The 11047-nt window shown below is 73.0% G+C and carries 9 protein-coding genes; 6 read left to right on the top strand and 3 right to left on the bottom strand.

Annotated elements, in window-relative coordinates:
- On the top strand, positions 1–1394 hold a 1394-nt coding region (locus RBH18_RS40635), incomplete at its 5' end, for a peptide-N4-asparagine amidase (protein ID WP_306215844.1).
- 9 nt (positions 1395–1403) lie between these two features.
- The gene (locus RBH18_RS40630) at positions 1404–2579 is read left to right on the top strand and encodes an MFS transporter (protein ID WP_306215843.1); all 1176 of its coding nucleotides are present in this window, start codon (positions 1404–1406) and stop codon (positions 2577–2579) included.
- Here RBH18_RS40630 and RBH18_RS40625 read toward each other — a convergent pair.
- Positions 2548–3450, bottom strand: a complete 903-nt coding sequence (locus RBH18_RS40625; protein WP_306215842.1) for an alpha/beta fold hydrolase — start codon at positions 3448–3450, stop codon at positions 2548–2550. The two genes, RBH18_RS40630 and RBH18_RS40625, sit on opposite strands and share 32 nt — an antisense overlap.
- A gap of 68 nt (positions 3451–3518) precedes the next feature.
- Here RBH18_RS40625 and RBH18_RS40620 point away from each other — a divergent pair, with 68 nt between their 5' ends.
- On the top strand, positions 3519–3746 hold the full coding sequence (locus RBH18_RS40620; protein WP_306215845.1) for a DUF5522 domain-containing protein: 228 nt from the start codon (positions 3519–3521) through the stop codon (positions 3744–3746).
- Positions 3747–4131: 385 nt separating this feature from the next.
- Here RBH18_RS40620 and RBH18_RS40615 read toward each other — a convergent pair whose 3' ends face one another.
- Entirely contained in the window at positions 4132–4851 is a 720-nt protein-coding gene (locus RBH18_RS40615) for a metal-dependent transcriptional regulator (protein WP_306215841.1), read from the bottom strand.
- A 284-nt stretch (positions 4852–5135) separates the two neighbouring features.
- On the opposite strand from RBH18_RS40615, the gene RBH18_RS40610 reads away from it, so the two are divergent.
- Together RBH18_RS40610 and RBH18_RS40605 are read left to right on the top strand one after the other, a co-directional pair.
- Positions 5136–6320 carry an acetoin utilization protein AcuC gene (locus tag RBH18_RS40610; RefSeq protein WP_306215839.1) on the top strand — a complete coding sequence of 395 codons (1185 nt, stop codon included), beginning with the start codon at positions 5136–5138 and terminating at the stop codon, positions 6318–6320.
- A 217-nt stretch (positions 6321–6537) separates the two neighbouring features.
- Positions 6538–9084, top strand: a complete 2547-nt coding sequence (locus tag RBH18_RS40605; protein WP_306215838.1) for a bifunctional acetate--CoA ligase family protein/GNAT family N-acetyltransferase — start codon at positions 6538–6540, stop codon at positions 9082–9084.
- A 238-nt stretch (positions 9085–9322) separates the two neighbouring features.
- Here the strand turns inward: RBH18_RS40605 and sigB are convergent, their stop codons facing one another.
- Complete coding sequence (gene sigB, locus RBH18_RS40600) at positions 9323–10315, bottom strand: RNA polymerase sigma factor SigB (protein ID WP_306215837.1); 993 nt, start codon at positions 10313–10315, stop codon at positions 9323–9325.
- Between the two features lie 210 nt (positions 10316–10525).
- On the opposite strand from sigB, the gene RBH18_RS40595 reads away from it, so the two are divergent.
- Positions 10526–11047 (top strand): sporulation protein (locus RBH18_RS40595; protein ID WP_306215836.1); only part of this gene is annotated, 522 nt, incomplete at its 3' end.

Here is an 11047-nt window from a genome sequence, read left to right as displayed (position 1 = left end):
CCGCCGCCCCGCCCGTCGCCGTCCCCGCCGGCCCGTCGTGCTCGACGACCATCGTGGACACCGAGTTCCGCGACTTCACGCCCTGGACGTCGACCTACCGGCCGACCTGCCGCGGACCCTGGAGCAAGGTGGTGCTGCGGCTCGAGGGCCAGGTCGCCGGCCGCCAGTACGACCGCCTGGGCTACCTGGAGATCGGCGGCGTGACCGTGTTCAAGACCTCCACGCCCGAGCCCTCCCCGGACGGCATCGAGTGGTCGGTCGAGAAGGACGTCTCCGAGTACGCCGCCCTGCTCACCAAGCCCCAGCCGGTCGAGATGCTGATCGGCAACGTGGTCGACGACACGTACACCGGCGTGCTCGACGTGCGGGTGTCGCTCACCTTCTACCGGGGTGCCGCCCCGGCGCGCCCCGACGTCCTGCCCGTCACGCAGGCCGTGCCGCGCAACACCGAGAAGCTCTTCGCCGACGTGTACGCGACCGGGTCCGGCGGCGGCTGCGAGGAGTTCTGGTACCTGACCGTGCCGTCGGACGTCGCGTACTCGTGCCTCGCCGACGACGGGCCCTACCGTGAGGTGCAGGTCACCATCGACGGGCGGCTCGCCGGGATCGCGGCGCCCTACCCGCACATCTACACGGGCGGCTGGTCCAACCCCTTCATGTGGTACGTCCTGCCGGCGCCCCGGGCCTTCGACATCCACCCCGTCCGGTACGACCTGACGCCGTTCGTGGGGCTGCTCACCGACGGCAAGGTGCACGACATCGCGGTGGACGTGGTGGGCGTACCGGCGGGGCAGTCGGGGTGGGATGTGCCCACGACGCTGCTGGCCTGGCGGGACGCCGGCAGCCGGCAGGTGACCGGCAAGCTGGTCAGCTCCTCGGCGTCCGCGCTGCGCAACGACTCCACCTACGCGGCGCCGACCCTGACGACCCGGGGCAGCCACTCGCTGACGACCACCGGGTACGTCGACACGTCGCACGGCCGCGTCACGACGACCGTGTCCCGGACGGTCGGCAACGTGAGCACCCACACGTGGAACGCCGACGAGACGCAGGACGCCCTCGACGCCACGTGGACCGACCGCTCGGTCGTGACGACGGGCCGCACGCGACAGGTCTTCGACTACCGGTACGGCCTCGACGGGTCAGTTGTCATCGACGCGGCGGACCGGCTGACGACGACGATCGAGCTCACCGACGCGGGCACCTGGCCGGGGCACGAGCTGCTGGACACGTACGAGGGGGAGGCGTCCTGGCTGCTCAACGTGCCTCGCGACCAGCGGCACGCCACGGGCACCTCGGTCGAGCGCTACCGGCTGCGGCAGCCCGGCCGCGACTACGACCACCTCATCAAGGTCGTCAACGGAACGGTGGTGACCGACCGCCTGCGCGGTTAAGTTGATCACGTGAGTGCCGCCACGGAGTCGCGTGCCAAGATCGCCGTGGCGGTCACCTTCGCCACGAACGGCGTCGCGTTCGCGGGGTGGCTCGCGCGCACTCCGGCCGTACGCGAGGATCTGGGTCTTTCCTCGGCGGGCCTGGGCCTGTTCCTGCTCTGCCTCTCCGGGGCCGCCGTGGCCGCGATCCCCCTGGCCGGGCCGCTCGTGCAGCGGCTCGGCCCGGGGCGGGCGGTGCTCATCGGCAGCATGTCCGTGGTCCTAGGCCTGATCGGCCTGGGCACCGGCACGGCCCTCGGCTCGATCCCCGTCGCCGGCGTGGGCCTGGTCCTGATCGGCATGGGCAACAGCACCTGGGACGTCGCCATGAACGTCGAGGGCGCCGACGTCGAGCGCCGCATCGGCCGCACCCTGATGCCCCGCTTCCACGCCGCGTTCAGCCTCGGCACCGTCGCCGGCGCCGGCCTCAGCGCCGCCATGGCCGCCCTCGGCGTCTCGGTGACCGCCCAGGTGTACGGCACCGCCGTGGTCGCCGCCGCCGTCATGCTCGGCACCACCCGGCACTTCCTGCCGCCCCGCGCCGCCGACCACCCCGAGCAGCCCCGCGGCTCGGTCGCCGAGGCCTGGCGCGAGCCCCGCACCCTGCTCATCGGCGTCCTGCTGCTCGGCTTCGGCTTCACCGAGGGCGCCGCGAACGACTGGCTCGCGATCACCCTGGCCGACGGCTACGACGCGTCCGAGACGATGAGCGCCGTCGGCTTCGGCTTCTTCGTCACCGCGATGACGCTGGGCCGCCTCTTCGGCGGGGCTGTCATCGAACGCTGGGGCCGGGTCGTGGCGCTCCGCCTCACCGCGGTCTCCGCCCTGGCCGGGCTGCTGCTCGTCATCTCCGGCGCCGGGCTCCCGGTGGCCCTCGCCGGGGCGCTGCTCTGGGGCGCCGGGGCCTCCCTCGGCTTCCCGGTCGGCATGAGCGCCGCCGCCGACGACCCCGCGCGCGCCGCGATCCGGGTGTCGGTGGCCGGCTCGATCGGCTACGGCGCCTTCCTGGCCGGGCCGCCGCTCATCGGCGTGCTGGCCGAGCACCTCGGGCCCTTCCGCGCCCTGCTCGTGGTGATCGCCGCGATCGGCCTCGGGCTGCTGGCCACCGGCGCGACTAGGCCGTTGCGGCCCCAAGAAAGTCGCTGATCAGCGACGCCAGGACGTCCGGCCGCTCCAGGACCATGGCGTGCGAGGCGCCCTCCAGCGACAGATAGCGCAGCTGCGGGTTCTCCTTCGCCGCTGTCGCCGCCTGCTCCACGAGAAAGCGGCGGTACGCGGCGTACAGCTCGGCGAACGGCTCCTGCTCGGGCGTGTCCCGCGTCGCGAGCACGGCGAGGGTCGGCGCGGGCGTCGAGGCGTAGACGGGCCCGAGGTCTATCTCCGTCATCAGCTTGCGCAGCGTGGCGACGGTCGCCCCGGACGGCCGTACGGTGGTCTCGCCGTCCTTGCTCACCACGTTGCGCCGGAACGCCTCGATCCACAGCTTCTCGTTGAAGCCTGCCTCCCGCGCGATCGCCCGCTGCCGCTCGATCAGCGCGGGCAGCTCGGTGGTCGGCAGGGTGGGCCCGGCCATGGCCTCCATCGAGTCGAAGACCGACGCGAGCCGGGCGAGCTCCGCGCTGCGGCCGGACACCTGGTCGGGCCGGGTGGGCGGCGGGTTACCGTCCAGGTTGACGACGCCCGGGGCCTCGGGATGCCGCTGCCCCCAGAGCGTCGCCAGCATCCCGCCGAAGGAGTGCCCCACCACGGCAGGCCGGTCCAACTCCATCTGTACGGTCACCGCGGCGATGTCGCCCAGCCCGGCGTCCCAGCTCCAGGGGCCGTCGCCGGAGCGCCCGTGCCCGCGCAGGTCCACGGTGATGACCCGGTGGCGGGGCCGCAGCGCCCGGGCCAGCGCGGTCATCCCGGCGAGGTTGCCGCCCGCCCCGTGCAGCAGAAGCAGGGGAGGCAGGTCGCCGCCGAAGTCCCGCACCGCGACAGGCAGCTCACCCGCATCGACGAGACGATCATTGATCACGACGGTTCCACTCCCTCGGTCGGACGGTCGAGCCTATCGCGGTGGGGCGTACGGTCTGACGCGTGGACATGCCGGCCCCGCGCCCCCTCACCGAGCCGCACCCGGCGCGGCTGGCGCCGGCCCATCCCCGGCGGGCCGAGATCCTGGCGGCGCACGGGGCGGCGCTGGACGCCGGTGCGGCGGGTTACCTCGATCCGGACACCGGGCTCTTCGTGCTCACGGCCGGCTTTCTCGCCCGGCGCGGCACCTGCTGCGGCCGGGGCTGCCGGCACTGCCCGTACTACGACGGCGCCTGAGCCGTCCGGTATGGCACCTGCCGAGGCCGGTGCCGCCGCCTGTACCGCAGGCTGTTCCCGCGCGTGTGCCGCCGCCTGTTCTCGCGCGTGTGCCGCGGACTGTTTCCGCGCGTGTGCCGCGGGTTGTTTCCGCGGGTTGTCTCCGCGCGCGTGCGCCGACCTGTCGGTGCTGAGCGGGTTGTGGCCGGCGTCCCGGACGGTTTCCGGGCGCGGTGGCGGAGCGACCGCGGCGCCCGGCTTCGTCATGAAGCCCGGCGCCGCGGCGTGAAGCGTGGTCGTGCAGTGTGAAGCGTGGTCGTGCGGTGCGTTGTGCAGCGTGATGGTGCGGTCGTGCTGCTCAGCGGGCGTGCTGATCAGCGGTCGTGCTGCTCAGCGGGCGTGCTGCTCAGTGGGCGTCGACGAAGACGCGCGACGCCACCTCGCGGGGCAGGCGGATCTTGTCGCCCGAGCGGTCGATGGTCACGCCGTCGCGCTCCTGGGCCACGGTGACCGTGGCGCCCGGGTCGATGCCCGCGGCGTGGAGCTGGCGGAGCACCCCGGCGTTGGTCTGGACGCTCTCGCAGATGCGCCGGACGACGACGCTGCCGCTGAGGCCCGGGAACGCGAGGTTGCGCTCGCCCGTCCCGAGGATCGTGGGCAGCGTCTCCTCGTCGGGCTCGTCCGTCGGGACGCCGAGCACCTCGAGGCCGGGGATCGGGTTGCCGTACGGCGAGCGGCTCGGGCGGTTGAGCAGCTCGTAGACCCGGCGCTCGACCGAGTCGCTCATCACGTGCTCCCAGCGGCAGGCCTCCTCGTGGGCCTCCTCGTAGGGCATGCCGATGACGTTGACGAGCAGCAGCTCGGCCAGCCGGTGCTTGCGCATGACGGCCACGGCGGTCTCGCGGCCCTCCTCGGTCAGCACCAGGTGGCGGTCGTTCTCCACGCTGAGCAGGCCGTCGCGCTCCATGCGGGCGACCGTCTGGCTGACCGTCGGACCGCTCTGGTGCAGCCGCTCGGCGATGCGGGCGCGCAGCGGTGGCACGCCCTCCTCCTCGAGCTCGAGGATCGTGCGCAGGTACATCTCGGTGGTGTCGACCAGATCGTGCTTGTGCACGGACGCCTTCATGCGCCGACCTCCCCAACGGAGCGCAAGGCGCCGTTACATGCAGTGGTATCGACGGGAACGTTCACGGTTGCGGCCCTCCCAGCAGCGATATTACCTCGCAGCCGGGGCTTGACTTCATGCCGACGAGGTGGGTCACAAGACCTTACCCAACCGGAGGGGCTCCCGCCGGTCCCGACTCGGCAACGGCGGCCAGGGTTGCGCTTTTTGTCAGTTCTCCCAGGTCGTTCCGGCAGCCCGGCCGCGTGGCCGATGCTCTGTCACAGGTGCGTGGCAGAGTGACTGCCATGGCCGACGGAACGACAGCGATCGTGTGGGACGAGGCCCTGCTGCGCTACGACATGGGTGATCACCCGCTCGATCCGGTGCGGGTGGAGCTCACCATGGCGCTCGCCCGCGAGCTCGGCGTTCTGGACCGGCCGGGAGTGCGCATGATCACGCCGGCCATGGCGGACGACGCCGCGCTCACCCGGGTGCACCGCGCCGACTATCTGGAGGCCGTGCGCCTCGCGCCGAGCGATCCGTTCTTCCGCGGCTGGGGCCTCAACACGCCGGACAATCCGGTCTTCGACGACATGCACGAGGCCTCCGCCCGGATCTGCGGCGCCTCGATCGCGGCCGCGGAGGCGGTCTGGTCGGGGGCTGCCACGCGTGCGGTCAACGTCTCCGGTGGGCTGCATCACGCGATGGCGGCGCGGGCGGCGGGCTTCTGCGTCTACAACGACCCGGCGGTCGCCATCGCGCGCCTGCTCGACCGGGGCGCGGAGCGCATCGCCTACGTCGATGTGGACGTGCACCACGGCGACGGGGTGCAGGCGGCGTTCTACGACGATCCGCGGGTGCTGACGGTGAGCCTGCACGAGTCGCCGCTCACGTTGTTCCCCGGCACCGGCTATCCCGACGAGACCGGCGGGCCGGGGGCCGAGGGGCTGGCGGTCAACGTGGCGCTCCCGCCCACGACCGGTGACGCGGGGTGGCTGCGGGCCTTCCACGCCGTGGTGCCCTCGGTGCTGCGGTCCTTCCGCCCCCAGCTGCTGGTCACCCAGTGCGGCGCCGACTCCCACCGGCTCGATCCGCTCGCCGACCTGCAGCTCTCGGTCGACGGCCAGCGCGCCGCCTACGTGGCGTTGCGCGCCCTCGCCGACGAGTTCTGCGACGGGCGCTGGGTCGCCTTCGGCGGCGGCGGTTACGCACTGGTCGAGGTCGTCCCGCGGGCCTGGACCCACCTGCTGGCCGTGGCGACGGGCGAGCCGCTCGACCCGGCGACCGCCACCCCGGCCGCCTGGCGCAAGCTCGCCGCCGAGCGCCGCCCGGGCGCCCCGGTGCCCGAGACGCTCACGGACGGCACGGCGCCGCCGGTCGAGCGCTGGCAGCCGGGCACCACGCCCGACCCCGTCGACAAGGCCATCCTCGCCACCCGCATGGCCGTCTTCCCGCTCCACGGGCTGGACCCGCACGACGGCCGCGACTGATCCGTTGCACCGAAGCGAGTGACCGACGTGACATCCGCGATCGGCGACCGCAGGTCAGGCGCTCCAGGCATCGCTTTCCGGCGACGAGCGCCGGCTGATCGGGACCAATGACCGTGCCGGCCCGTCGTCCGGCGGCACACAATGGCCACGAGCCATCTAGGGGTCTCGGGGTCATGGCGGCCACCGAGCAGAGAGACCGCGCCGGGAGGTGATGATCATGGGCAGGGAGGCCGACGTCCTGCTCTCCGACGGCCGCGCCGTGCATCTGCGGCCCATCGAGCCGGCCGACGCGCAGGCGATCGTGGAGTTCCACTCGCGGATGAGCGACCGGACGCGCTACTTGCGCTACTTCTCGCCCTATCCGCGCATTCCGGAGCGTGACCTCGCCCGCTTCGTCAACGTCGACCACCACGACCGCGAGGCGTTCGTCATCGTGGCCGGGCCGCAGATCATGGCGGTCGGGCGCTACGAGCGGCTGGGCCCGGAGTCGCCCGAGGCCGAGGTGGCCTTCGTGGTGGAGGACGCCCACCAGGGCCGGGGGATCGGCTCGGTGTTGCTGGAGCACCTGGCCGAGGCGGCGCGGGGCAACGGCATCGCCCGCTTCGTGGCCGAGGTCCTCCCGCAGAACGGCGGGATGCTCCGGGTCTTCAGCGACTTCGGCTACCACGTCCAGCGGGAGTATGCGGACGGCGTCGTGCATCTCAGCTTCCCGATCGCCCCGACGGAACGCTCCCGGGAGGTCCAGGAGAACAGGGAGCAGCTGACCGAGTCCCGGTCGATCGCCCGGCTGCTGCACCCGCGCGGCGTCGCCGTCTACGGGGCGAGTGCCAGCGGGCAGGGCATCGGCGCCGCGATGCTCGGTCACCTGCGCGACGGCGGGTTCACGGGCTCGCTCGTGCCCGTGCATCGCAGTGCCGGGCGGGTGGCCGGGCTCCCGGCGTACCCGTCGGCGAAGGACGCGGGCAGTGAGATCGATCTCGCCGTCGTGGCCGTGCCCCCGGACGGCGTCGCGAGCGCCCTGGCCGATGCCGCCGCGGCGGGCGCGGGCGGGGTGGTGATCGTCTCGGCGGGCTTCGCGGAGGCCGGCCCGGAGGGCGTCGCGGCGCAGCGGGCCCTGGTGGAGGCCGCGCACGCCGCGGGGTTGCGCGTCGTCGGCCCCAACTGCCTGGGGATCGCCAACACCGACCCCACGGTACGGCTCAACGCCACGCTCGCGCCCCGGCTGCCCCCGCCGGGGCGGGTGGGCTTCTTCAGCCAGTCGGGTGCCCTCGGGGTGGCGCTGCTCGCCGAGGCGGAGCGGCGCGGCCTCGGGCTGTCGAGCTTCGTGTCGGCGGGCAACCGCGTCGACGTCTCCGGCAACGACCTGCTGCAGTACTGGCAGGACGACCCGCGGACCGACGCCGTGCTGCTCTACCTGGAGACCTTCGGCAACCCGCGGAAGTTCGCCCGGCTGGCGCGCCGGATGGGCCGCACCAAGCCGGTCGTCGCCGTCGCCTCGGCCACCCGCCCGCCGGGCCTGGCCGGAGACCTGCCGGGGCCCGACACCAAGGCCGTCGCGGCGTTGTTCGCCCGCTCCGGCATGATCCGGGTCGACACCGTCGCCGAGCTCTTCGACGTGGGCGTCCTGCTCGCCCACCAGCCGCTGCCCGCCGGCCGCCGGGTCGGCATCGTGGGCAACTCCTCGGCGCTGTCGGGCCTGGCCGTGGCGGCGTGCCGGGGCAACGGGCTGACCGTGGCCGAGGGCTACCCGAGCGATCTGAGCCCCACCGCCGGGGCGAACGACTTCGCCGACGCGCTGGCCGACGCGGCCGTCGACGACCGGGTGGACGCGCTGGTGGCCGTCTTCGCGCCGCCGCTGCCCGGCCAGCTCCCCGACGAGGACGCCGACTTCGCCGCGGCCCTGGCCAGCGTGGCGCTCGCGGGGGAGAAGCCGACGGTCACCATGGTCCTGCTGGGCCCGCTGCCGCCGGGCGTGCCGTCCTACCCGTCGGTGGAGGAGGCGGTGCGGGCCCTGGGCCGCGTCGCGACCTACGCCGAGTGGCTCCGCCGGCCGCCCGGTGTCGTCCCGCCGCTGGCCGGCGTGGACCCCGCGGCGGCCGAGTTCGAGGGGCCGCCGGAGGAGCTGCTGGCGGCGTACGGGATCGAGATCGTCCCCTCCACGGCCGTGACCGGCGTCGAGGCCGCCCTCGACGCGGCGCGCGAGCTGGGCTACCCGGTCGCGCTCAAGTCGGCCGGGGGAGCGCTGCGGCACCGCATCGACCTGGGCGCGGTGCGGCTGGCGCTGGCCGACGAGGACGACGTCCGGGCCGCCTACCGCGACCTGGCCGCCTCGTTCGGCCCCGAGGTCCTGGTGCAGTCGATGGTCGCCCCGGGCGTGGCATGCACGATCGAGATCGTGGAGGACCCGGCGTTCGGGCCGGTCGTCGGCTTCGGCCTGGGCGGCGTGGCCAGCGAGCTGCTCGGCGACCTGGCCTGGCGGGCGGCACCCCTCACCGATCGCGCGGCCGCGGCCCTGGTCGACGAGCCCCGGGCTGCGCCGCTGCTGCAGGGCTACCGAGGCGCCGAGCCGGTCGACCGCGACGCGCTGATCGACCTCCTGCTGCGCGTGGGCCGCCTCGCCGACGAGCACCCGAGCCTGCGATCCCTCTCCCTCAACCCGGTCCTGGCCCGCCCCGACGGCTACGCGATCCTCCACGCCACCGTCGAGACCGGCACCCCGGGCGCCCGCCTCGACACCGGCCCCCGCCGCCTGAGATCCGCCTGACGTCGGATCTGGCTTCCGGGGTGGCCTTTGGTTTTCGGGGTCTTGGATCACGCACGTGGCCCGGTGGGGCTCCGCGTTCGGGACGCGCCAGCGGCCTGCGGAGTCGTGCCGGGCACCTCGGCGGGAGCGGCGGTCTGTACGCACCACCCACATGCGACATCGTTTGTCGGAATTTGATCTTGTCGTGGAACGGCGAAAGCCGGCCGCGGAAGAGCGACCGGCTTTCGTGGCGGGAAGATCAGCTGGCGTAGGCCTCGAGGCGGGAGGCGCGCTCGGGGTCGCGCAGCTTGGACATCGTCACCTTCTCGATCTGGCGGATGCGCTCGCGGCTGAGGCCGAACTCGCGGCCGACCTCGTCGAGCGTGCGCTGGCGGCCGTCGTCCAGGCCGAAGCGCAGGCGGATGACCGCCGACTCGCGCTCGGACAGCGTGGCGAGCACGATCTCGACCTCGCTGCGCAGCTCGCCCTGGGTGACCGTGGCGCCGGGCTCGGCATTGGGGTCGACCGCCGCGACGAAGTCACCCAGTGCGCTCTCGCCGTCCTCGCCGACGGCCTGGTCGAGGCTGACGGGCTCCCGGTCGTACGAGATGAGCTCGATGATCTGGAACTCCGGCACGTCCATGGCCTTGGCGATCTCGGCGACGCTCGGCTCGCGGCCCAGCGACGTGGCGAGGTCGCGGCGGGCGCGGACCATGCGGTTGACCTGCTCGACCATGTGCACCGGGATGCGGATGGTGCGGGCCTGGTCGGCCATGGCGCGGGTGATGGCCTGGCGGATCCACCAGGTGGCGTACGTGGAGAACTTGTAGCCCTTGGTGTAGTCGAACTTCTCGACGGCGCGGATCAGGCCGAGGTTGCCCTCCTGGATGAGGTCCAGGAATGCCATGCCGCGGCCGGTGTAGCGCTTCGCGATGCTGACCACCAGGCGCAGGTTCGCCTCCAGCAGGTGGTTCTTCGCGGCGCGGCCCTCGGCGATGATCACGTCGTAGAGCGGGGCCAGGTCGGGCCCGGCGGTGGGCAGCTTCTCCTCGGCGTAGAGGCCGGCCTCGATGCGCTTGGAGAGCGTCACCTCCTCGACGGCGGTGAGCAGACGCGTGCGGCCGATGCCGTTGAGGTAGGCGCGGACCAGGTCGGCGGAGACTCCGCGCTCGTCGGTCGCGTCCAGGTCGGTCAGGTTCTCGACACCGTCGGCCATGATGTTCTCGGCAGCCGTGGACTCTGTCGCCTTCATCTCCAGGACCATCCTTCAGTCCCCTCCCCGCGTTCACCGTGAGTGGTGCGTCCCCGCCGCTCGTCGCGCCGGTGATCAAAGTCTGGACTCGGGGGCGTTAAGCGGAGGTGAGGAAGCGCCCCGGGTGGCATGAATCCGGGAGAACCCTGAGTCCGGCGACCTGATTTGTCCCGTTCTGCCGGTGGCCCCTTAGCGGTAACGTGCTGGGTTATGGTCTTCAAGCGGTTGATGCAGGCGATGGGTGTCGGCGGTCCGTCCGTCGAGACGGTGCTCACGAACCCGAACTGCCGGCCCGGCGGATTCCTCGAGGGCCAGGTCCACGTGATCGGCGGCGAACACGCCGTCGACATCGAGTACGTCTCCGTGGGGCTGCTCACCCGGGTCGAGGTCGAGAGCGGCGACAGCGAGTTCAACACCGATCAGGAGTTCCACCGGCAGCGCCTGACCGGCTCCTTCAAGCTCGACGCGGGCGCGCGCTACGACGTCCCGTTCAAGTTCGACGTGCCGTGGGAGACCCCGATCACCGAGGTGTACGGGCAGCATCTGCACGGCATGACGATGGGGTTGCGTACGGAGCTCGAGGTCGCCCGGGCCGTCGACAAGGGTGACCTGGACGCCGTGGCCGTCCACCCGCTGCCGGCCCAGGAGCGCATCCTCGACGCCTTCCTGCGCCTGGGCTTCCGCTTCAGCCGGGCCGACGTCGAGCGCGGCCGGGTCTACGGCGTGCAGCAG

It is taken from the genome of Actinoplanes oryzae, from assembly GCF_030757795.1.
In the GTDB taxonomy this organism is placed as follows: Bacteria; Actinomycetota; Actinomycetes; order Mycobacteriales; family Micromonosporaceae; genus Actinoplanes.
Note: the sequence above shows the minus strand (reverse complement) of the source record. Positions and strands in the feature narration are given on the sequence as shown.

Excerpts from the sequence above, each read along its gene's own strand:
- RBH18_RS40620 (WP_306215845.1), top strand. The coding sequence starts at position 3,519 with ATGCCGGCCCCGCGCCCCCTCACCGAGCCGCACCCGGCGCGGCTGGCG.
- sigB (WP_306215837.1), bottom strand. The coding sequence starts at position 10,315 with ATGAAGGCGACAGAGTCCACGGCTGCCGAGAACATCATGGCCGACGGT.
- RBH18_RS40605 (WP_306215838.1), top strand. The coding sequence starts at position 6,538 with ATGGGCAGGGAGGCCGACGTCCTGCTCTCCGACGGCCGCGCCGTGCAT.
- RBH18_RS40615 (WP_306215841.1), bottom strand. The coding sequence starts at position 4,851 with ATGAAGGCGTCCGTGCACAAGCACGATCTGGTCGACACCACCGAGATG.
- RBH18_RS40610 (WP_306215839.1), top strand. The coding sequence starts at position 5,136 with ATGGCCGACGGAACGACAGCGATCGTGTGGGACGAGGCCCTGCTGCGC.